The following is a 21,875-nucleotide window of genomic DNA, read 5'->3' on the forward strand; positions in this document are numbered from 1 at the left end:
GTCCTCCGGATCAGGCCGGATCGGGGATCCGGCAGGATCCGGAGGACAGGCCTAAGGACGCAGAGCGCGCAGCAGCAGGTCGGCGAGGTGATCGGCGACCTGCTGCGGCGTGAGCGGCCCGTCCGGGCGGTACCAGGTGGACAGATGGTGGACCGAGCCGAAGTGGTAGTCCACGACCAGGTCCGCGGGGGTGGCGTCGGAGAACACCCCGCTGCGCTGACCCTCCTCGATGAGCGCCCGGAAGCGCTCGTGATAGCGCCTGCGCTCGGCACGGACCTGCTTGTTCTTCTCGGGGCTGAGATGGTGCATGGACCGGAAGAAGATCGCGGCGTCGTCCAGGTTCTCGATGGTGGTCACGACGACGTCGGCGGCCGCGTCCCGCAGCCGCTCCTCGACCGGGGCGTCCGCCTCGGCGAAGGCGTCGAGGCGCTCCTGCTGCAGTCTCAGCACACGGGAGTAGACCTCTTGGAGGAGATCCTCCTTGGAGCCGAAGTAGTGGTACAGCGCGCCCTTGGTGACGCCCGCCGCCTCGACGATCTCCTGGACGGACGTGCGGTCGTACCCCTGCTCGGCGAAGAGCCGGGTGGCGGCGGCCAGCAGCCTCTGGGGGACGGGAGTGCCGTTCCCGTCCGTCGTCCTGGCCATTGCCGCCACCCGCCTTTCTCTCGGATCGTGTTCTTGGAGCAGTCGCGTCATGCCCGGGAACGCAGTTCCCGCCTGAGGATCTTCCCACTTGTCGTCTTGGGGAGCTCCTCCAGGACCTCGACCTGACGTGGGTACTTGTACGCGGCCAACCGCTCCTTGCAGTACCCGGCCAGCTCATCGGCGTCCACGGAGGCGCCCGGACGGAGGCTGACGTACGCCTTCACGGTCTCGCCGCGGTACTCGTCGGGGACGCCGACGACGGCCGCCTCGCGGACCGCCGGGTGGGTGTAGAGGACGTCCTCCACCTCGCGCGGCCAGACCTTGAAGCCGGAAGCGTTGATCATGTCCTTCTTGCGGTCGACGACGTACAGCCAGCCGTCGGCGTCCATGAAGCCGATGTCGCCGGTGCGCAGCTCCCCGTCGGGGAAGCCGGCTGCGGTGGCGTCGGGCAGCTGCCAGTAGCCCAGCGCGAGCTGCGGCCCGCGGACGGCTATCTCGCCCTGCTCGCCGAAGGGCACGTCGTCGCCGTTGTCGTCGATGATGCGGACGACGGTGTCGGGGCCGGGGAGGCCGACGGAGAGGGTGCCGGAGGCCGGGTCGACCGGGGCCTCCTTCTCGGGCGGAACGGAGGCGCACGGGGCGGTGCACTCGGTGAGTCCGTAGCCGTTGCGGATGTACGGGCCGAAGCCGGCGCGGAACTTCTCGACGAGGGCGGGCGGGACGGGCGCGCCGCCCGAGGAGATCACCTGGAAGGACGCGAAGTGGCCGGGGGTGACCCCCGGGTGGGCGGCCAGCGCCATGAAGGCGGTGGACGGGCCCACGGTGTAGGCGGGCCGGTGCTCGGCGAAGGCGTCGAGGACGACGCCCGCGTCGAAGCGGTAGGCGAGGGCGAGCGTGCCGGCGTTGGCGATGCAGGCGGCGAGCTCGCAGACCATGCCGGTGATGTGGAAGAGGGGCGCGAGCGCGAAGTAGCAGGCGCCCTCCGGGACGGGGTGGCCGGTGCGCTGGCGCTCGGCGTTGTACGTGAGGGCGCCGTGCGGATTCATGGCGCCCTTGGGCCTGCCGCTGGTGCCGGAGGTGTAGCTGATCAACGCCACGTCCGAGGCGGTGGGTTCAGGATCTCCGGGTGCCGGGAGGCCCGCACGCGCGACGGTGAGGAGGTCGTCGGTGTCGTCCGGCTTCGGCAGCCGTTCGAAGCCGAGGACGCGCTCGTCGTCGCGGGTCTGCAGGTCCAGCTCGCAGGCGGTGACGGCGAACCGCACGGGCGAGCCGGCCGCGGTCTTGCGCAGATACGCGTCCCAGGCACGGTCCGAGCAGATCAGCCCCGCCACGTCCGCGTCCTGGAGCACATGGGCGACCTCGGCGGACTTGTACATGGGGTTGAGCGGGACGACGGTCGCCCCGGCCTTCCAGGCGCCGAGCAGCGCGAGCACGAAGTGCGGCGTGTTCTGGAGCATGAGCGCGACACGGTCGCCGCGCTCGATACCGCGGGCGGCGAGGTGACCGGCGACGGAGTCGGAGAGCGCGTCGGTCTCGGCGTAGCTCAGACGGCCGTCGAAGTAGGCGAGGGCGGTGTGCTCCGGGGCCCGTTCGACGGCGGCGCGGAAGGAGTGGACGACGGTCTCCGGCGGGGACACGGGCGCGCGCTGGACGTCCGTGAGCTGGGCGAGCCAGGGCTTGGCGGCGTAGATCGACCGCGGTCCGGTCACCGGCGCGCCCCTTCCCACTTCTGCTGGATGTGGTTCATCCCGTCGAGCCAGCGGCCGGTGTCGGTGGCGCGGGCCTGGTAGTACCCGGCGACCTCGCGGTGCGGCAGGATCAGGAAGCGGTCGGCCTCCATGCCCTCGAAGAGGGCGTCGGCGACGTCCTCGGGCTCGATGGCGGTGGGGCCGAGCACGAGTTCGCCGGCCGATCCGGCGGCGGTGAGCATGTCCGTACGGACGCCCTGCGGGCAGATGGCGTGGACCTTGAGGCCGCGGTGACGGTACGTCAGCGACAGCCACTCGGCGAAGGCGACGGCCCCGTGCTTCGTGACGCTGTACGGCGCGGCGCCGATCATGGTGAGCAGTCCGGCAGCGGAGACCGTGGAGACGAAGCGGCCGCTGCCGCGCTCCAGCCAGTCGGGGAGCAGGGCGCGCACGGCACGGACGTGGGCCATGAGGTTGACGTCCCAGGCGGCCGCCCAGACGTCCTCGTCGGCGAACGCGTCGCCGGGCGAGGCGAGACCGGCGTTGGCGCAGTAGATGTCGACGGTGCCGTCGAGCGCCTCGCGGGCCTCGGCCACGACGGCGGAGGCGTCGCCGGGGACGGGGGTGGCGCCGATCTCGTCGGCGATCGCCTTGGTCCTGCCGGGGTCGAGGTCGTTGACGACGACCCGCGCGCCCTCCGCGACGAACCGGCGGGCCAGCGCGGCCCCGATGCCTCCGCCCGCTCCCGTGACCACCACATGCGCGCCCTGCACCGTACTCATGGGACCTGCCTCTCCGTCGCGGCTCACTCCAGACGGCAGACTAACCAGTCGGTATGTTCGTGCGGAAGGGGCCGGCGCGAACCTGCGGAGGGGCCGGCGCGAACCGTCGCGTCCGGCTCGTTCCGCACGGCCCGGACGCACGCTAGCGTGCGTGCCCATGACAGATGTAGCGATCACGGAGGTGGTGCGATGAGCCTGTCCAGACGGGGTCTGCTCGCGGCAGGAGGCGCGGTCGGCGCCCTGGCGGCCGTGGCCGCACCGGCCGCGGCACGGGACGGCCGGAGCCGGGTCCGTACCGGATTCGAGCGGCTCGCCGCCGACGGATACGGGCTGCTCGCCGGGCAACGGGTCGGTGTCGTCACCAACCCGACGGGGATCACCCGCGACACCCGCCACATCGTGGACGTCATGCACGCCGACGACCGGGTGAACCTGATGGCCGTCTTCGGCCCCGAGCACGGCTTCCGGGGCACCGCCCAGGCAGGCGGCTCCGAGGGACGCTACGACGACCCGGCGACCGGGCTGCCCGTCCACGACACGTATCTGAAGAGCGGACAGCCGCTCGCGGACATCTTCACCGCGTCCGGCGTGGAGACGATCGTGTTCGACATCCAGGACGCGGGCGCCCGCTTCTACACGTACATCTGGACGATGTACGACTGCATGGTGGCCGCCGCGCTCGCGGGGAAGCGCTTCGTCGTCCTGGACCGGCCGAACCCGGTCACGGGGCGGGCGGCGCTCGGCCCGGTCCTGGACCGGGCGTTCGCGACCTTCGTCGGCCGCGAGCCCATCGCACAGGCCCACGGCATGACGGTCGCCGAGCTGGCCGGGCTCTTCAACGGCGAGTTCCTGGCACAGCCGGTGGAGCTGGAGACCGTCCGGATGTCGGGGTGGCGCCGCCACGACTTCTACGACGCGACCGGGCTGCCCTGGGTGCCACCGAGTCCGAACATGCCGACGCCCGACACGGCGCTCGTCTACTCCGGGACCTGCCTGTTCGAGGGCACGAACCTGTCGGAGGGCCGCGGGACGACCCGCCCGTTCGAGCTGCTCGGCGCGGAGGGCGTCGACCGCGCGTGGGCGGAGGCGGCGAACGCCCTGGAACTGCCCGGTGTGCGGTTCCGCGAGGCGTACTTCGCCCCGACCTTCTCCAAGTTCCAGGGGAAGACGGTCGGCGGCGTCCAGGTGCACGTCCACGACCGGGAGGAGTACGACCCGGTGCGCACCGGAATCGGCCTGCTGGTGACGGCGAAGCACAGCTGGAGCGGCTTCGCGTGGCGGCCGGACAACTGGATCGACAAGCTGACCGGGTCCACGCGGGTGCGCACGCTGATCGACGCGGGGGCGGGGACGGACGAGGTCGTCGGGGCCTGGCAGCAGGACCTCGCCGCTTTCCGGGCCGTGCGGAAGGGGTACTTGCTGTACCGCTGAGCCGGGTGGACCGGAGCACGACGGGCCGGACCACGGCCGTCCGGGGGCGAGCCCTCCGCGCAGAGCCGACCGGTGCGGGCGATCCCGTGCAGCGCACGGCCGGGTGCTTGGACCGCCCCCTGGCCCGATCCTGCTCCGGTCACCCCGTGACCAGCACCCGAAAGGGATACAAATGGCTTATGCGCGGATTTTCGGGTCGCGTCTGGCGTGCATTGCCCGGCTCACCCATGCGCCACCATGAAACCGGTCGGATTCGTCGTCCGGGACATGGCCGTCAAGGGCCCCAGGAGCACGACCGGCCCCGTCGGGAAGGGCCGTGGCGGCTGCTGCGGCGCGTGCGTTCGCTGCTGGGGGTGCACAGCCTCGCCGGCCAGGTGTTCCTCCTGCAGCTCCCGGTCGTGGTGCTGCTCGTCGGCGCCGCGCTGGCGGCTCTCGTGGTGCAGGCTCGGCACGCCAGCCTGACGGATGCCCGTAACCGAACGCTTGCCGCGGCCGAGACGTTCGCGAACTCCCCCGGGGTCCTGGCGGCATTGCACGGCCCCGACCCGACCGGGGTGCTGCAGCCGGGCGCCGAGGCGGCCCGGAAGGCGGCAGGCGTCGATGCGATCATCGTGTACAGGCTGGACGGGATCACCCTCACCCACAGCGACCCGACTCAGATCGGGAAGCACGTCATCGGCCCCTACGCAGAGGCGGCGGCCGGCAGGGCCTTCACCAGAACCTTCCACGGGTCACTGGGTCCTTCCGTCGTCTCGGCGGTACCTGTGAAGGGCGCCGACGGCTCGGTCGTCGCCGTCGTCTCCTCCCCCGTCACGGTCGGGAACGTGGAGCACCGGGTGAACCGGCAGCTGCCGCTCCTGTTCGGGGGCGCGGCCGCGGCTCTGGCCCTCGCCGCAGGTGGGGCCGGACTCGTGAGCCGTCGGTTGCTGCGGCAGACCCATGGCCTGGGCCCGGCCGAGATGACCCGGATGTACGAGCACCATGACGCGGTCCTGCACGCGGTGCGGGAGGGGGTGCTGATCATCGGAAGCGACGGCCGGCTGCTGCTGGCCAACGACGAGGCCCGGCGGCTGCTGAACGTGCCGGTGGACGCGGAGCATCGCCGGATCACCGATCTGGGGCTGGAGGCGGACCTTGCCGAGCTGCTGGCCTCCGGTCGTCCGGTCACCGACGAGGTACACCTGGCGGCCGACCGGCTGCTGGCGGTCAGCAAGCGGCTCACCGCCTCCCACGGGCCGGCGAGCGGCGTGGTGACGCTGCGGGACACCACCGAGCTGCACGCGCTCTCCGGGAGGGCCGAGACGGCCCACGAACGCCTGAAGCTGCTCCACGACGCCGGGGGACGGGTCGGGACCACCCTGGATGTCACGCGCACCGCCGAGGAGCTCGCGGAGGTGGCGGTCCCCCGATTCGCCGACGTCGTGACCGTCGAGCTCCTGGACCCGGTCCTGCGCGGCGAGGAGCCGTCCGGTACGAGCACCGAGATGCGCCGCACTGCCGTCATCGGCCGGAAGGCGGAGCACGCCGCCCACCCCGTCGGCGAGCTGGTCCGCTTCGTCGCCGCCAACCCCTTCGCCGCGGGGGCGGACAGCGGCCGAGCGGCCCTTGTGGCCGACCTGAGCTCCTCCGACGACTGGCGGGGCCAGGACCTCGAACATGCCCGGAGAGTCCTTGACCACGGCATCCACTCCCTGATCGTGGTCCCGCTGCGGGCGCGGGGGGTGGTGCTCGGGGCGGCGGACTTCTGGCGGGCGAATGCTTCTCCGGCGTTCGAGGAGGAGGAAGTGTCCTTCGCCGAGGAGCTCGCCGCCCGGGCAGCGGTCTGCATCGACAACGCCCGCCGCTACACCCGCGAGCACACCATGGCCGTCACCCTGCAACGCAGACTGCTGCCCCGCGGGCTGCCCGAGCAGACCGCCCTCGAGGTGGCCTACCGCTACCTGCCGGCCAGGGCCGGGGTGGGCGGGGACTGGTTCGATGTCATCCCTCTGTCCGGTGCACGGGTGGCCCTGGTGGTCGGCGATGTCGTCGGCCACGGCCTGCACGCCGCGGCGACCATGGGCCGGCTGCGCACCGCCGTTCACAACTTCTCCGCCCTGGACATGCCTCCGGAGGAGCTGCTGAGCCGTCTGGACGAGCTGGTGACCGCTATCGACGCCGACGAGGCCGCCGCCGGGGAGAACGGACAGGGGATCACCGGGGCCACCTGCCAGTACGCCATCTACGATCCCACCTCCGGGCAGGTGGCAGCCGCCAGCGCCGGCCACCCGGGCCTCGCCGTGATCCACCCTGACAAGACGCCGGCCTTCCCCCGGGTGCCCGTCTCCCCACCGCTGGGCCTGGGTGCCGGCCTGCCCTTCCAGAGCGCCGAACTGACCGTGCCCGAGGGGTCCCGGCTGGTGCTCTACACCAACGGGCTGATCGAGGACCGCGTCCGCGGCCCAGACGCCGGGCTGGAGGCCCTGCGCAGGGCCCTGGCCGGGCCCGACCGCACCCCGGAGGGCACCTGCACCGCGGTGATCGAGGCCATGCAGCCCACCCAGCCCAGGGACGACATCGCACTCCTGGTGGCACGCACGCGCCGACTGGGCGGCGCACAGGTCGCCGAGTGGGACGTGCCCTGTGACCCGGCGGCAGTGGCCCCGGCTCGCACCGCCTGCGTCCGCCGGCTGGAGGACTGGGGCCTGGGGCATATCGCCTTCACCGCCGAGCTCATCCTCAGTGAGCTGATCACCAACGCCATCCGCTACGGCACCGAGCCCATCACCGTCCGACTGCTCCGCGACCGCACCCTGATCTGCGAGGTCTCGGACGGCAGCAGCACCTCGCCCCGCCTGCGCCGGGCCAAGGTCACCGACGAGGGCGGCCGTGGGCTCTTCCTGGTCGCCCAGCTCGCCGAGCGCTGGGGCACGCGCCACACGCGCACCGGCAAGGCCATCTGGACCGAACAGTCGCTCCACAACGGCGCCACGCCGACGGCGGGAGGCCTCGGCGAGATGCTGCTCGGCCGGGGGGACGACACGGAGTTGTGACGGCGATCCTGCCCCGTCGCCGCACGGCCGGCCGTAAGGAACCGGCTCACGGGCCCGGCCCCGGCTTCGGGCCGGTGGTCACGGCGGACAGGACACCGATGTCGGCCTCGTCGGCCGCCGGATCTCTGGGTCGAGGTGGCCGAGTACCCTGGCCTCGACGGCCGCCGCGCCGACCCGGTGGACCAGGGAGGCACAACGGAGGGCGTGACGGGCGGCCGGTGGGTCGGCCGGAGGGAGTCGTCGTGACTGCGCCTCGTGCCCGAACAGCGGCCGTCTCCGGTTGCCTCGCCGTCGTGGCGCTGGTCATGGCCGCCTGCGGCGGCACAGCGACCGAGACCCCCCAGAAGCCGTCGCTGGCCACCTCCGCCGAGGACGTGGGCGGCATGGCCTCGCTGATCGCCGCGGCGAAGAAGGAGGGCGTGCTCCGCGCGATCGCGATTCCGAGCGGCTGGGCCAACTACGGCGGTCTGACGGACGGCTTCGAGAAGAAGTACGGGATCGAAGTGACGGTCGACGATCCAGAGGGCCACAGTCAGGACGAGATCGACGCCATGAAGAAGCGCCGGGGGCGGGCCGACGCCCCCGACGTGCTCGACCTGGGGGACGCCTTCGCACGGTCGGCGGCTCGGCAGAACCTGCTCGCGCCGTACAGAGTCGCCGCGTTCGACTCGATCCCGAGCAGCCAGAAGGACCCTCAGGCCCGCTGGTACAACAACTACGGTGGCTACATCTCCATCGGGTGCGATGCCAAGCTCGTCAAGACCTGTCCCCATACCTTCGCCGACCTGCTGAAACCCCAGTACGAGGGCATGGTTTCGCTGTACGGCAACCCCACCCGGTCCGGCACCGGCCTCGCCGGCGTGTACGCGGCCGCCCTGGCGAACAACGGGTCGTTCGACGACATCCAGCCCGGTATCGACTTCTTCGGCAAGCTCAGTAAGGCGGGCAACTTCAACCCCGTCGAGTCGACCGCGACCGCGGTGGAGAACCGTCGGACGCCCATCAGCATCGACTGGGACTACTCCAACCTCGCCTACGCCGACCGGTTTCGCGGCAAGGGCCTGGACTGGCGGGTCTCGATCCCCTTCGACAGCAGCTTCGCCCAGTACTTCGCGCTGGCGATCAACAAGGACGCCCCGCACCCGGCGGCTGCCCGCCTGTGGCAGGAGTATCTCTTCAGCACCGAGGGCCAGAACCTCCGGCTCCACGGATACGCCCGCCCCGTGCTGATGGACGTCATGAGGGAGGAAGGCACCCTCGATGAAGTCGCCGCCGCACGGTTGCCGACGGTTGAGGGGACGCCGCAATTTCCCACGGATGCACAGTGGGAAAAGGCGAGAGAGACGGTCGCCCGGGGCTGGGCGAAGGCCGTCGCGGACTGACACACCGGCACACGTCACGGGTCTGGCCGTCCGTCGTCAGCCGCGGGATGCTGGGCGGGCAGCGGTCCGCGCTGGGAGTCCACCCAGGACAAAATCCCAGGGGGAGGAGGGACGCGCCCGTGAACGAGATGAGCGTGCAGCCGTACGGGGAGATCACCTTCGACGCGGACGGCGATGTGAACGCCGCTCAGCGGGAGGCCCTCGGGCGGCTGGATGTGACGGATCTGGTGATGTTCGCCCATGGGTGGAACAACTCCCGTTCGGTGGCCACCCGTTTCTACGCGCGCTTCTTCGCACCTTTCCCCGGGCTGCTCCCGCCCGGGGCACGCGTGGGCTACACGGGAGTGGTGTGGCCCTCGATGATGTTCACGGACGAGCCGATACCGGACTTCGGCGCGCTCGCCGGGGTCTTCCCGGGGCGGGAGCCCGTGCTGGGGCGGCTGGCGACGCTGCTCGGGGAGGAACCGGAGTCGCGAGCGGCGTTCGTCGAATTCTGCTCTCTCGTACGGGAGTTGGTGGCGGTAGCCGAGGAGTGCCTCGTCGGCGACATGACCGGGGACGCGGCCGGGGAGGGCCTTCCGGCGTTCCTGCAGGAGGACCCGGTCGAGGTCTGCCGGCTGTTCACGGAGGCACTCCACGGGACAGAGCCGTCGCTCGCGATCGGCGGCGGGCTCAAGAACCTGTGGAAGGGCGCCAAGGAGGTGCTGCGACAGGCCACCTACTACACGATGAAACGCCGCGCGGGAACGGTCGGCGAGCGGGGCCTCGGACCGGTGCTCGGGCGCCTGGCCCGCTCCTCCCCCGGCCTGCGGGTGCATCTCGTCGGGCACAGCATGGGTGCCCGGCTCGTCGCCTTCGCGCTGCGCGGGCTGCCGGACGGTGTGCGGCCGGTGAAGTCGGTGACGCTGCTCCAAGGGGCGTTCTCGCACTACGCGTTCGCACCGTCGCTGCCGCATGCGAAGAGCGGTGCGGGGGCGCTCCGGGACATGCAGCAACGTGTCGACGGGCCCGTGGTCGCCTGCTACTCACCACATGACACCGCGCTCGGCGTGATCTATCCGCTGGCGTCCCGCATGGCAGGGGACTCGTCGACCGTGGTCGGGCTGGACAAGCGCTGGTGGGCGGTCGGACACGACGGCATCCAGGCGGTCGCGGGCACGCGACATCTGACGCTGGACGCGGCCCTGCGGGACGGGTTGCCCACGGGCGGCTGCGTCAATGTCGACGCGGCCTCGGTGGTGCGGCGCGGCGGTCCCCCGTCCGGGGCGCACAGCGACATCCTGCACCCGGAGCTGGCGAGGGTGGTGCTGGCGGCGGGGCGGGTGGGGCGCTGACCCTTCCGCCCTGGCCCCTCTTCGCCCTGCGGGCGCGGCCTTCGGGGCGGCCCGGTGCCGTGCGGTGGGCCCGCGTGTCCGTCCTCGAACACCGGACAGGGCCAGCAGGGCCGTGCCGAGTACGAGGGCTGCGCAGGCGGTCCTGAGTCGTCCGGTGGGGGGCGGGTGCGTCGTCGCATGGATGCTCCTCGGAATGGCGGGTGCGGCGGAGGTTACCGCTGGTACGACTCATCGGTGGGATGAACAACCGTCACTTTCTCCGACTCGTCACACCGCCCCACCGCGCCCCGGTCGCACCAATCGGCTGCTGTACGGATGTTCGATGGAGCCGGATCGGGTACTCGTACGTCCATTCCTCGACGCGGAAGTACGAGCGACGGAGTTCGAGCGACGGAGGTGGCAGTGCGATGGCCGGTTTCCGGAGTCTTGCGAGACAGGTGCGCGACCCGCGAAGTGATCTGGCGCTGCGGCGTTACTCATTGCGCAAGTGCCTGGAGAGGTTCGCCCCGTACGGGCACCGGGCGACCTGGAACCATCTGTGCGCCAGGCACGGCATCGAGCCCGATGACCGGGCGCCCGATCCGGCGCGGCTGGTGGCCGCGCTCGGCGAACTGGAGGAGGCGCGGGCCGTATGGCTCGCGTACGAGAGGAAGTTCGCGGAACGCCGCAGGCGCGAGAAGCACGACGGGCTGCGGCGGCCGGGAGCGTTCGACGACTGGCACCGGCGGACCTGGGGCGGCAACGGCGTCGCACGCTGCGACGACCCGTCGGTGCATCCGACGGACCCGCTGGCAGACGTGTTGCGGCGGCTGATCGCCGCGCTGGGCGCGGACCCCGGGGCCGTCTGCCCCGTGTGTGCGGAGAGCCGGATCGTGTGGCGGCAGGACCTGGAGCACGAGCCGTGGTGCGGTCCCGTGTGCACGGGGTGCGGGGTCGTCGTGCCCCGGCCGGTGCTGACGGACGAGGCCCTGAGGGCCGCCAGGCGCACGCGGGGCAGGGAACTGGTCTCGGTGGCCTAGCACCCCCGGCAGGGCCGGGGCCGCCGCGTTGTCAGTGGTGCCTGGCACCATCGGGGCCATGATTCAGGTCTGCCTCAACGGGGCCCGCGGCGCGGGGGATTCGGCCGCGGTGCCCATGTCACCGGCCGCGCTGGCCGAGTCGGCCGCTGCCGCGGTCGCCGCCGGTGCGGCAGAGGTGCATGCGCACCCGAAGACGCCGTGCGGGAGCGACTCGCTGTCGCCGCGCGTGGTCGCTCCCGTGCTCATGGCGATACGGGCCACGGTGGACGTTCCGGTCGGGGTGACGACCGGCGCGTGGGCGGAGCCCGATCCGGTGCGCCGTGCGCAGCGCATCCGCTCCTGGACGGTGCTGCCCGACCACGCCTCCGTCAACTGGCACGAAGAGGGTGCGGAGCAGGTCGCGGCGGCGCTGCTGGAGCGCGGTGTGGGCGTGGAAGCGGGCCTCTGGTCCGGGACGGACGGCCTTGAGCGTTTCCTGCGCTCGCCCCTCGCGCCCCAGGTGCTGCGGGTGCTCGCCGAGGTGACGGACCCGGAACCCGCGAGCGCCGAGGACTCGGCCCGTGCGCTCCTGGACGGGCTGGGCGGCGCATGGCCCGGCCTTCCGGTGCTGCTGCACGGCGAGGACGGCGGGGCCTGGCCGGTGTTGCGGCTGGCGCGGCGGTTGGGGCTGGACACGCGGATCGGCCTGGAGGACGTGCTGGTCCTGCCCGACGGGCGGCCCGCGACGTCCAACGCCGAGCTGGTCGGGGCGGCGGCGACGGTACCAGAGCGGAAATCGGGTGGCCCACCGGAATTCCGTGCGGCCACAGTTGACGCGATGAGAACCGCACCCGAGGAGCCCTGACATGTCGACGCTGCGCGTCACCGCCGAACTGCTGACGATCCATGAGCATCCGAACGCCGACGCCCTGGAGCTGGCCCAGGTGGGCCTCTACCGCGCGGTCGTCGCCAAGGGCGCTTACCGCAGCGGTGACATCGCCGTCTACATCCCGGAGCAGGCCGTGCTGCCGACGGGGCTGATCGAGGAGCTCGGGCTGACCGGGCGGCTTGCCGGGAAGGCGTCCGACCGGGTCAAGGCGGTGCGGCTGCGCGGTGAGCTGTCGCAGGGCATCGTGTGCCGGCCGAAGGCGCTCGCGGACACCGACCTGGAGCGGGCCGTGGCCGACGGCACGGACTTCGCCGAGCTGCTCGGCGTCACGAAGTGGTCGCCCCCGATCCCGCCGACGATGAGCGGTGACGTGGAGTCTGCCCCCGACCTGCTCCCCTGGGTCGACATCGAGAACCTGCAGCGCTATCCGGACATCTTCGAGCCCGGTGAGCCCGTCGTGCTGACCGAGAAGCTGCACGGCACTGCCTGCCTGGTCACGTACGTGGCCGAGGACGTGGGGGTCGCTCCCGTGCCCGCAGGGCCTCGGGGGAGGGTGCTGGTGTCGTCGAAGGGGTTCGGCGCGAAGGGCCTCGCCCTCAAGGAGGACCCGCGCAATCTCTACTGGCGCGCGGTGCACGGCCACGGTGTGGCGGACGCCGCGGCGCGTCTCGCCGGCAAGCTCGGGGCGAGCCGGGTCGGCATCTTCGGCGAGGTGTACGGGGCAGGCGTGCAGGACCTGTCGTACGGCGCGAACGCCCGCTCGACGGAACTCGGGTTCGCGGTGTTCGACGTGTCGGCCGAGATCGACGGCCAGGTCCGCTGGCTGGACGCGGCCGGGCTGCTCGAAGGCGAACTGCCGCTGGTGCCACGGCTGTACGAGGGACCGTACGTGCTGGAGAAGGTCCTGGAGTTCGCGAGCGGCCGCGAGACGGTCTCGGGCAGGGATCTGCATCTGCGCGAGGGCGTCGTGATCCGCCCCGTCACCGAGCGGTACAGCCCGATCGTGGGTGGCCGGGCGATAGCCAAATCGGTCAGCCCGGCGTATCTGACCCGCAAGGGCGGCACCGAGTACGAGTGACCGCTCGGTGCACGGTGGCCCGTCACGGGGGTGCGGACCACCGGCACCACGACCCGGGGGCACGGACCGGGTGCCGGGCGGCCCGTCACGGGGGTGCGGACCGCCCGGCGCCCGGGACAGCCCGGCCCACACTCGGCGCAATCCGCCCTACGGCCGGGCGGATACGCCGAGACTCATCGCGTGAAGCCAACACGTGAACCCTCCCTGACGTGGGCCATGGTGGCGCTCACCATGACGACAGGGATGGTCGAGGCGGTCAGCTTTCTCGCGCTGGGCCCGGTCTTCACGGCTGTCCAGACAGGCAACATGCTGTTGATGTCCTTCGCACTCGCCGGCGTCGGCGGCCTGTCCGTGTCTGCGTGTGCTGCCTCGCTCTTGGGGTTCACCGTGGGGGCTGTGCTGTCCGCGCGCTTCGAGTCGCACGCACAGGTGCGCGGCCGCCGGTGGTTCACGCACGCCCTGTACGTCGAGGCCGCACTGCTGGCAGGCGCCGCACTGGTGGCCTGGGGGATCGAGCGGGGCGGTGAGCCGCTCGCCGGCCGGCACCACCTGGTGTCCGCACTGGTGGCGATGGCCATGGGGGTCCGCAATGTCACCACCCTGCGGGCGAAGGTGGCGGGCATGCCCACGACCGTCACCACCCGGGCGTTCACCGCCCTCATCGGCGGTTCCCCCCTCGCGCTAGACGCCCGGATCGCACCTGGGGCGCGGAACGAGGTCCGTCGCGCGGGCTCGGTGACGGCCATGTTCGCGGGCGGTCTGCTGGGGGCGTGGATGATCCACGACGACCGGCTCACCCCGCCGGTGGTCCTGCTGGTCATCGCCGCCTATGTGCTGGCCGTCGCACTCGCTTTCGCGTTCGCGCCGCGCGAGGCCGCACCCGAGCCCGGCTGATCGGGCCCACCGAGGCGTCAGGCCCCGTCCTCCTGCGCGCGGCGGCGTTCCGGGAGCAGCCGTGAGCCCGCCATGCGTTCACCGAAGACATCGTCCGGGTTGGACAGGACACAGGTCTCCAGGGAAAGACAACCGCAGCCGATGCAGTCGGTGAGATGGTCGCGCAGCCGCCCGAGCTGCTGGATGCGGGCGTCGAGCTCCGCGCGCCACGTCTGTGAGAGCCGCGCCCAGTCCTCGCGGTTCGGCGTACGCCCCTCGGGGAGTTCGGCCAGCGCGTCCCGGATCGTGGCGAGCGGGATGCCGACCCGCTGCGCCGCCCGGACGAAGGCGACCCGGCGGAGCGCGTCCCGGTCGTAGCGGCGCTGGTTGCCCGCGGTCCTGCGGCTGCTGATCAGCCCCTTGGACTCGTAGAAGTGCAGCGCGGAAACGGCCGCTCCGCTGCGCGCGGAGAGCTGGCCGACGGTGAGTTCGTGGATCTTCCCGGGAATCTGCGGCACTCGCCGGAGCCTACGTGACGGGCGCTGCGCCACCGTTGACAGAACCCCTCACCCCGACCATGCTAAGCAGTCGCTTAGACAACGAGCAGGGACCGGGCGAGAGGCAGGGAACAGGGATGGCCGAGCCGAGGATCTTCACATCCGCCGAGGAGCTGACCGCCGGGGTCGGCGAGCAGCTGGGGTACAGCGACTGGCTGGAGATCGACCAGAAGCGGATCGACCTCTTCGCCGACGCCACCGGCGACCACCAGTGGATCCATGTGGACCCGGAGCGCGCCGCGGCCGGGCCCTTCGGGAAGACGATCGCGCACGGCTATCTCACGCTGTCGCTGCTGCCGACCCTCGTCCCCCAGATCATGCGGGTCGAGGGCATGAGGATGGGCCTCAACTACGGGACCAACAAGGTCCGTTTCCCCTCCCCCGTACCCGTCGGCTCCCGGCTGCGCGCGACGGCCGCCCTCAAGAGCGTCGAGGAAGCGGGCGGCGGTGTGCAGGTGACGGCCGTCGTCACCGTGGAGCGCGAGGGCGGCGACAAGCCGGTGTGCGTCGCCGAGTCCGTCTCCCGCTACTTCTTCTGAGCGCCCGATCCCACCATCCGCAGGACGAGGTCGGCGTAGAGCGCGCCGACCTCGTCCGGCGTCCGGCGCCCGTGCACGTTGAACCAGCGGGCCACATCGATGCAGAGGGACAGCACGGCGAGGGTCGTGCCGGGGACGTCGGGGACGTCGAACTCCCCCGCCGCCACGCCCTCGTTGAGGATCCGCCGCACCGCGGCGTCGGACTTGCGGCGCAGCTCGACGATCTCGGCCCGGTGCTCGTCGCCGAGCGCGTCGAGCTCGTACTGCACGACGCGCGCGGTCATGTGGTGTCCGGCGTGCCAGCGGACGAAGGAGCGCACGGCGACGGCGAGCCGCTCGGCCGCCGTTCCCTCGGCGTCCGCAGCTCCCTCCAGGATCTCCAGCGCCCGGTCGTGGCCGATGCGGCTGATCCGGTGGAGCAGCTCTTCCTTGGTCTTGTAGTGGATGTAGAGCGCGGCCGGGCTCATTCCCGCGCGGCCGGCGATGTCGCGCGTCGTGGTGGCGTGGTAGCCGCGCTCCGCGAAGGCCTCGACGGCGGCGACGAGCAGCCTCCTGGCCGCCTCCGGGGTGACCTCACCCCACGGCATGTCCTCGACGCCGGCCGTTTCCTCCGCCGTACTCATCGCTCGCCCCTTCCATCCGGCAGGACGAACACCATACCTCGAACCTGAGCAAGCGCTTAGTGCATGGTCACAGCTTCTGGAACGGGTCGTGCTCGGCGAGCAGCTTCTCCAGCCGTGCCTGGTCGACGCGGCTCACGATCTGCCCGGCCTCCTGCCTGTCCCGCACCACCTTGGCCAGGGTGAACGCCGAGGTCGTGAGGTAGAGGACCGCGATGCCGAGGAAGGCGCGCACCCAGGCGTCGGCCTCCAGATTCACGATTCCGACGGCGACGGCCGCGAGCGCGACCGCGAAGGAGGCGACGGCCTGGCCGTAGTACGCCGCCGTGTTCTGCTGCTTGACCGGTGTCTCACTCATGCCGCAAGGATGCGCGGAAGGTGCCGTCGCCCACATCCGCTCCCGTACTCAGCCGCGTACTCAGAACGCCGAGACGCCGGTCAGCGCACGGCCGATGATGAGCTTCTGGATCTGACTGGTGCCCTCGTACAGGGTCATCACCCGTGCGTCACGCAGGAGTTTGCCGACCGGGTACTCGTCGATGTAGCCGTAGCCGCCGAAGACCTGCAGTGCGTTGTTCGCGGCGCGCACGGCGGCCTCGGAGGCGAAGAGCTTCGCCTTGGACGCGGCGGTGGCGAAGTCCTCGCCGCGGTCTATGAGATCGGCGACCCGCCAGGTCAGCAGGCGCGCGGCGTCCACGTCCACGGCGATGTCGCTGATCAGCTCCTGCACCAGCTGGTACGAGGCGATCGGCTTGCCGAACTGCTCGCGCTCGCCCGCGTAGCCGACGGCGGCGTCCAGCGCCGCCTGGGCGATGCCGACGCAGCCCGCGGCCACCGACATCCGTCCCTTGGCGAGCGCGGACATGGCGATCGAGAACCCCTTGCCCTCCGGCCCGAGCATCGCGTCCGCCGGCACCCGGACGTCCTCCAGGACCAGCTCGGCGGTCGCCTGGCCGCGCAGGCCGAGCTTGCCGTGGATGGTGCGCCGGGTCAGCCCGGGCGTGTCGGTGGGGACGAGGAAGGCGGAGACACCTCGGCGCCCGGGCGTGTCGCCGGTACGGGCGAAGAGCAGGACGACATCGGCCCAGGTGCCGTTGGTGATGAACATCTTGCTGCCGTTGACGACGTACCCGTCCCCGTCCCGCACGGCCCTGGTGGCGAGGTTGCCCGCGTCGGAGCCGGTACCCGGTTCGGTCAGCCCGAAGCAGCCGAGGGCCTCGCCCGCGGTGAGGCGCGGCAGCCAGTGCCGCTTCTGCGGCTCACTCCCCCAGGCGGCGATGGTCTTGGTGACCAGGCCGAGGGACACGGACACGATGCCCCTGACCGACGAGTCGCCGCGCCCGAGCTCCTCCGTGACCAGGCAGTACGCGAGGTGGTCGCCGCCCGAGCCGCCGTACTCCTCGTCGACGGTGAGCCCGAGGAAGCCGACGGAGCCCAGCTTCTTCACGATCGACCTGTCGACATTCTCGGCCCGGTCCCAGTCGACGACGTGCGGGGCGATCTCGCGGTCGACGAAGTCGCGTGCGAGGCGGCGGACTGCCTTCTGCTCCTCGCCGAGCTCCAGGTTCACCACTGGACATCCCGCCTTTAACTATCACTGCTAGTTTCTGGTTGGCAGGGCCTACTATGTGCCGCATGGCCCGACCGCGCAAGCCCCTCCTCAGCAGAGACCGCATCGTCGGGACGGCGGGCGCGCTCGTGGACGCGGAGGGCCTCGACGCGGTCTCCACCCGCCGCCTCGCCGCCGAACTGGGCGTCAGCGGCCCGTCCCTCTACAACCACTTCCGCAACAAGGACGAGATCCTGGACGCGGTCGCCGACGCGGTCAGCGCCAAGGTCGATCTGTCGATGTTCGACGAGACCGACGGACGTGACTGGCGCACCGCACTGCACGACTGGGCCGTCTCCTACCGGGCGGCCCTCACGGACCACCCCAACATCGTCCCGGTCCTCGCCCGCGGCCCCGGCCGCCGCCCGGCCGGGCTGAAGGTCGCCGACGCCGTCTTCGGCGCGATGGTGCGGGCCGGCTGGCCGCCCGCCCAGGCCACGTACATCGGCGCCCTCATGCGGTACTTCATCACCGGCTCCGCGCTCGGCTCCTTCGCGCGCGGCTTCGTGAACGACGAGACCGCGTACGACCCGGCCGACTACCCTCACCTCGGCCAGGCCCATCTGCTCGCCGGCCGGCAGGAGCAGGTGGACGAGGGCGCGTTCGAGACGGGGCTGCGGGCGCTGCTGGACGGGCTGGCGGTGCAGTACGAGGCGGGGGTACGGGGGACGTGGGCGAAGAAGGACGCGGCGAAGGACTCGAAGGGCGGCTCGTAGCGGCCGTACGGGCGGGGACGCCGATGCGGTGGCGGCCCTGCTCGAGGAGGGCCACCACCGACGGCCAGGACCGTGCTGCTCGCCCTCGTGCGCGACCCCGACCCCGAGGTCCGCGGCAGCGTGGGCAGGACGCTCGGCACGTGGTACGACCTCACCCCCGAGGTCTCCGCGGCGCTGCTCTCCCTGGTCCGGGATCCGCACGCCGGAGTGCGGGGGGCAGCCGCGGAGGTGCTCGCCGCGTCCCCGGACCGGACGCGCGCCGTGACGGAGGCCCTGCCGGCGCCGCTCGACGAGGACGACCAACTGGTCCGTCCGGAGGCCGCCTTCGGCCTCACAAGGCGCGACGATCCGCGCACCGAGGCGGCGTTCGCGCGGGTGGGACCGCTCGGTCGCGGCTTCGAGGACGACCACCGGCCCGGCGAGCTCTTCCGGTGGCGATGGCGGCGGGAGGATGGTTCGGCCACCGCCGAACAGTGAGTGCGCGACCCTGGACACATGGCTTCCAGGAATGTCGCCGCCCTCGCGGCGCTGCTCGCCGACGAGACCCGTGCCGCCTTCTGCCTCGCCCTGCTCGACGGGCGGGCCTGGACGGCCGGTGAGCTCGCGCGTCATGCGGGGGTGGCGCCGTCGACGGCCAGTGAGCATCTGGGCAAGCTCGTCGCGGGCGGGCTGCTGGCCGAGGAGCGGCAGGGCAGGCACCGGTACGTACGGCTCGCCGGGGAGCCGGCCGCGCGTCTCGTGGAAGTCCTCGCCGCGCACGCCGCCCCGTCCGACGAGCCGCCGCGCGGCCTTCGGGCGGCGAGCACACGCAGTGCGATGGCCCGGGGCCGGACGTGTTACGACCATCTCGCGGGGCGGCTCGGCATCGCGATCACGGATGCCATGGAGGCCCGCGGCCTGCTGCGCCAGGACACCGGATTCGCGCTGACCGACACAGGCCTCGGCTGGTTCGTGGAGGCCGGGATGCCGCTGCCGACGGGAGGCCGCCGCCCGCTCGCGCGCTCCTGCCTGGACTGGACGGAGCGCCGTCCCCACCTGGCCGGGGTCGCGGGCGCCCGGCTGTGCCGGCACGCGCTGGACTCCGGCTGGTGCGTACGCATCGGCTCCGAACGGGCGGTGAAGGTCACCGCCGACGGTGAGCAGGCCCTCGGCGTGCTGCTCGGCATCGATGCGGCGGCGCTGTGATGAGACATGTGCCGGTGGGCACCGAAGAGTCGGCGGCGTACGGTCGCCGCATGACCAACACGCAGTGGCGCGCCTTCGCGGCGGCCGGGACCACCGTCGTGCTCTGGGCCTCGGCCTTCGTCTCGATCCGCAGCGCCGGTGCGGAGTACTCCCCCGGCGCGCTCGCCCTCGGCCGGCTGCTCGCCGGGGCCCTGGTGCTGGGAGCGATATGTGCCGTGCGCCGGGAACGGCTGCCGCCCCGGGCCGCCTGGCCGGGGATCGCGGTCTCCGGACTGCTCTGGTTCGGGCTGTACATGGTGGCCCTGAACTGGGGTGAGCAGAAGGTGGACGCGGGCACGGCGGCGCTCGTGGTCAATGTCGGACCGCTGGTCATGGCGCTGCTCGCGGGGTGGCTGCTCGAGGAAGGGCTGCCGCCGCGGCTGCTCGCCGGGATGGGCGTGTCGTTCGCGGGCGCGGCGTTGGTCGGCCTGTCGATGTCGGGCGAGGGCTCGGCGTCGGTGCTCGGCGTCGTGCTGTGCCTGCTGGCCGCGGTGTCGTACGCGGGCGGGGTGGTGGGCCAGAAGCCGGCGCTGCGGCACGCGTCCGCGCTCCAGGTGACGACGTGGGGCTGTGTGATCGGGGCGGTGGCGTGTCTGCCGTTCGCGGGGGTGCTGCTCCGCGAGGCCGCCGACGCCTCGGCGTCCGCGACGCTCAACATGGTCTACCTGGGCGTGTTCCCGACCGCGCTGGCCTTCACGACGTGGGCGTACGCCCTGGCCCGTACGACCGCGGGGAAGATGGGCGCGACCACGTATGCCGTGCCCGCGCTGGTGGTGCTGATGTCCTGGCTGTTCCTGGACGAGGTGCCGGGCCGGCTGACCCTGCTGGGCGGTGTGGTGTGCCTGGCGGGTGTGGCCGTGTCGCGCTCGAGGTCCCGCGGGCCGGTCCGGGAGGACCGGACCGGCGCCACGGAAGCCGCCTCGGCGGCAGGGATCACTCGCGGGCAGCCGCCCGCTTCGCGAGAACCCTGATCGACACGAGTGCGATGACGGCCAGGCCGATGATGTAGCCGGAGACGGCCATTGAGGTGCCGGTCGCCTCCAGCAGCAGCACCATGACGAACGGCGCCAGGCCGCCGCCGAAGACCGCGGCGATCTGGTAGCCGAGCGAGGCGCCGGTGTAGCGCATCTCGGCCGTGAACAGCTCGGCGAAGAGCGCGGCCTGCGGCCCGTACATGATGCTGAGGAAACAGCTGGTGACGAAGGTGCCGACGGCCAGCCACAGCAGCGACTTGGTGTCGATGAGCAGGAAGAGCGGAACGGCCCAGACCAGCAGGCCGACCGCGCCGAACGCGTAGATCTTCAGCCGTCCGATGCGGTCCGAGAGTGCGGCGGACGCGGGTATCAGCGCGAGCTGGGTGAGGCTGACGGCGAGCGAGACGGTCAGCACCGCGCTGCGCTCCATGCCGAGTTCGCGGGTCGAGTAGTCCAGCACCCCGGTGATGATGATGTAGAACGTCGCGGTGTTCACGGCGAAGGAGCCGCCGGCGAGGAACACCGTGCCGAGGTGCTTGCGCAGGATCGTCCGGAGCGGGGAGCGGGCCTCGCTCTTCTCCTGTTCGGCCAGGGCGCGTTCGGCCTGGCGGAACTCGGGGGTCTCCTCGACGCGGGTGTGGATGTACCAGGCGAGAGCGAGGACCAGGAAGCCGATGAAGAACGGCACCCGCCAGCCCCAGGACGCGAAGGTGGCGTCGTCGGTGAGGGAACCCGCGACGAGGAACACGGTGTTCGCGGTGACCACACCGATGGGCACACCGAGCTGGACGAGGCTGCCGTACAGCCCGCGCTTGCCCTCGGGGGCGTACTCGGTGGCCATCAGCATCGCGCCGCCCCACTGGGCGCCGACGGCGATGCCCTGCATGACGCGGAGCAGCACGAGCAGGACCGGCGCGGCGATGCCGATCGTCTCGTACGTCGGGAGGAGGCCGATACCGGCGGTGGCCACACCCATCAGGGTGAGCGCGAGAACGAGCATCGGCTTGCGGCCGCGCTTGTCGCCGAGCTGGCCGGCGATGATGCCGCCGACGGGGCGGGCGAGGAAGCCGACCGCGAAGGTGGCGAAGGCGGCGAGCACTCCGGCCGACGCGCTGCCCGCGGGGAAGTAGAGATCCCCGAGGACGAGGGCGGCGGCGATGCCGAAGACGAAGTAGTCGTACCACTCGACGGCGGACGCGAGGGCGGCCGCGGTGGCCACGCGTCGGCGGTGCCGGTCGGTGGGGGCGGTCGCGTGCGACGTACCGGCGACGGGGGAAGGGGGAGCCGTGTCCATGGGTGCACACTCCGATGGGTGCGGGGGACGAGGAGTGCGGGGACCGTACCGACCGGTGGGTATGACGGTCAACGGGTCGCGCAGCAGGAGTTTTTGCTCGATCATTACCCGCTGGTAACCGTTGCGTCGGACAGCAGCACGAGCACCCCGGCCGCAAGGGTGTGCGGCCGGGGTGACCGGTGAGGCGGTGGGGCCCGGTCGGCGCTGCCC

Annotated in this window: 21 protein-coding genes; 13 read left to right on the forward strand and 8 right to left on the reverse strand. The window is 72.0% G+C overall.

Translation table 11 applies throughout. The features are described 5' to 3' along the window. Positions 1-51: 51 nt before the first annotated feature. Genes ACWCP0_RS29025 through ACWCP0_RS29035 form a run of 3 tightly spaced genes read right to left on the reverse strand, consistent with a single transcriptional unit; the run spans position 52 to position 3,115 of the window. The gene (locus ACWCP0_RS29025; protein WP_351223837.1) at positions 52-645 is read right to left on the reverse strand and encodes a TetR/AcrR family transcriptional regulator; all 594 of its coding nucleotides are present in this window, start codon (positions 643-645) and stop codon (positions 52-54) included. 47 nt (positions 646-692) lie between these two features. Further along, positions 693-2,354 (reverse strand): class I adenylate-forming enzyme family protein, encoded by a 1,662-nt coding sequence (locus ACWCP0_RS29030; RefSeq protein ID WP_451081727.1) that lies wholly within the window; start codon positions 2,352-2,354, stop codon positions 693-695. Next, complete coding sequence (locus tag ACWCP0_RS29035; RefSeq protein WP_451081728.1) at positions 2,351-3,115, reverse strand: SDR family oxidoreductase; 765 nt, start codon at positions 3,113-3,115, stop codon at positions 2,351-2,353. The genes ACWCP0_RS29030 and ACWCP0_RS29035 overlap by 4 nt, the downstream gene beginning before the upstream one ends. Positions 3,116-3,304: 189 nt before the next feature. Between ACWCP0_RS29035 and ACWCP0_RS29040 the strand changes: the two genes are divergently transcribed. The 8 genes from ACWCP0_RS29040 to ACWCP0_RS29075 all read left to right on the forward strand — a co-directional run bounded on the left by ACWCP0_RS29040 (position 3,305) and on the right by ACWCP0_RS29075 (position 14,153). Further along, complete coding sequence (locus ACWCP0_RS29040) at positions 3,305-4,546, forward strand: exo-beta-N-acetylmuramidase NamZ family protein (RefSeq protein ID WP_451081729.1); 1,242 nt, start codon at positions 3,305-3,307, stop codon at positions 4,544-4,546. Positions 4,547-4,773: 227 nt separating this feature from the next. After that, positions 4,774-7,578 carry a SpoIIE family protein phosphatase gene (locus ACWCP0_RS29045; protein WP_451081730.1) on the forward strand — a complete coding sequence of 935 codons (2,805 nt, stop codon included), beginning with the start codon at positions 4,774-4,776 and terminating at the stop codon, positions 7,576-7,578. Positions 7,579-7,820: 242 nt separating this feature from the next. After that, a complete protein-coding gene (locus ACWCP0_RS29050) occupies positions 7,821-8,960 on the forward strand; it encodes an ABC transporter substrate-binding protein (RefSeq protein ID WP_451081731.1) in 1,140 nt (379 codons plus the stop codon). A gap of 128 nt (positions 8,961-9,088) precedes the next feature. After that, on the forward strand, positions 9,089-10,294 hold the full coding sequence (locus tag ACWCP0_RS29055) for a serine-threonine protein kinase (RefSeq protein ID WP_451081759.1): 1,206 nt from the start codon (positions 9,089-9,091) through the stop codon (positions 10,292-10,294). A 407-nt stretch (positions 10,295-10,701) separates the two neighbouring features. Then, the gene (locus tag ACWCP0_RS29060; RefSeq protein ID WP_451081732.1) at positions 10,702-11,313 is read left to right on the forward strand and encodes a hypothetical protein; all 612 of its coding nucleotides are present in this window, start codon (positions 10,702-10,704) and stop codon (positions 11,311-11,313) included. 58 nt (positions 11,314-11,371) lie between these two features. After that, entirely contained in the window at positions 11,372-12,157 is a 786-nt protein-coding gene (locus ACWCP0_RS29065; protein ID WP_451081733.1) for a 3-keto-5-aminohexanoate cleavage protein, read from the forward strand. Between the two features lies 1 nt (position 12,158). After that, on the forward strand, positions 12,159-13,259 hold the full coding sequence (locus ACWCP0_RS29070; RefSeq protein ID WP_451081734.1) for an RNA ligase (ATP): 1,101 nt from the start codon (positions 12,159-12,161) through the stop codon (positions 13,257-13,259). Positions 13,260-13,439: 180 nt separating this feature from the next. Then, the gene (locus ACWCP0_RS29075) at positions 13,440-14,153 is read left to right on the forward strand and encodes a YoaK family protein (RefSeq protein ID WP_451081735.1); all 714 of its coding nucleotides are present in this window, start codon (positions 13,440-13,442) and stop codon (positions 14,151-14,153) included. Positions 14,154-14,170: 17 nt separating this feature from the next. Here ACWCP0_RS29075 and soxR read toward each other — a convergent pair whose 3' ends face one another. Next, positions 14,171-14,650, reverse strand: coding sequence for a redox-sensitive transcriptional activator SoxR (soxR, locus tag ACWCP0_RS29080; protein WP_451081736.1), 480 nt, complete (start codon positions 14,648-14,650; stop codon positions 14,171-14,173). Between the two features lie 116 nt (positions 14,651-14,766). On the opposite strand from soxR, the gene ACWCP0_RS29085 reads away from it, so the two are divergent. Next, a complete protein-coding gene (locus ACWCP0_RS29085) occupies positions 14,767-15,228 on the forward strand; it encodes a MaoC family dehydratase (protein ID WP_451081737.1) in 462 nt (153 codons plus the stop codon). On the opposite strand, the gene ACWCP0_RS29090 is transcribed toward ACWCP0_RS29085, so the two are convergent. The 3 genes from ACWCP0_RS29090 to ACWCP0_RS29100 form a co-directional block, all read right to left on the reverse strand. Next, positions 15,216-15,851 carry a TetR/AcrR family transcriptional regulator gene (locus ACWCP0_RS29090; RefSeq protein WP_451081738.1) on the reverse strand — a complete coding sequence of 212 codons (636 nt, stop codon included), beginning with the start codon at positions 15,849-15,851 and terminating at the stop codon, positions 15,216-15,218. The two genes, ACWCP0_RS29085 and ACWCP0_RS29090, sit on opposite strands and share 13 nt — an antisense overlap. 67 nt (positions 15,852-15,918) lie before the next feature. Continuing rightward, a complete protein-coding gene (locus ACWCP0_RS29095) occupies positions 15,919-16,206 on the reverse strand; it encodes a YiaA/YiaB family inner membrane protein (RefSeq protein ID WP_451081739.1) in 288 nt (95 codons plus the stop codon). 60 nt (positions 16,207-16,266) lie between these two features. Next, entirely contained in the window at positions 16,267-17,418 is a 1,152-nt protein-coding gene (locus ACWCP0_RS29100) for an acyl-CoA dehydrogenase family protein (protein ID WP_451081760.1), read from the reverse strand. A 65-nt stretch (positions 17,419-17,483) separates the two neighbouring features. On the opposite strand from ACWCP0_RS29100, the gene ACWCP0_RS29105 reads away from it, so the two are divergent. The 4 genes from ACWCP0_RS29105 (at position 17,484) to ACWCP0_RS29120 (ending at position 20,368) form a co-directional block, all read left to right on the forward strand. Beyond that, positions 17,484-18,173, forward strand: a complete 690-nt coding sequence (locus ACWCP0_RS29105) for a TetR/AcrR family transcriptional regulator (protein WP_451081740.1) — start codon at positions 17,484-17,486, stop codon at positions 18,171-18,173. A gap of 72 nt (positions 18,174-18,245) precedes the next feature. Then, positions 18,246-18,650, forward strand: coding sequence for a HEAT repeat domain-containing protein (locus ACWCP0_RS29110; protein WP_451081741.1), 405 nt, complete (start codon positions 18,246-18,248; stop codon positions 18,648-18,650). Between the two features lie 18 nt (positions 18,651-18,668). Then, positions 18,669-19,358, forward strand: coding sequence for an ArsR/SmtB family transcription factor (locus ACWCP0_RS29115; protein ID WP_451081742.1), 690 nt, complete (start codon positions 18,669-18,671; stop codon positions 19,356-19,358). A 50-nt stretch (positions 19,359-19,408) separates the two neighbouring features. Further along, on the forward strand, positions 19,409-20,368 hold the full coding sequence (locus ACWCP0_RS29120) for a DMT family transporter (protein WP_451081743.1): 960 nt from the start codon (positions 19,409-19,411) through the stop codon (positions 20,366-20,368). Here the strand turns inward: ACWCP0_RS29120 and ACWCP0_RS29125 are convergent. Continuing rightward, a complete protein-coding gene (locus tag ACWCP0_RS29125) occupies positions 20,331-21,665 on the reverse strand; it encodes an MFS transporter (protein WP_451081744.1) in 1,335 nt (444 codons plus the stop codon). The two genes, ACWCP0_RS29120 and ACWCP0_RS29125, sit on opposite strands and share 38 nt — an antisense overlap. Between the last annotated feature and the right edge of the window lie 210 nt (positions 21,666-21,875).

The sequence above is a fragment of the Streptomyces sp. NPDC001970 genome, from assembly GCF_053594115.1.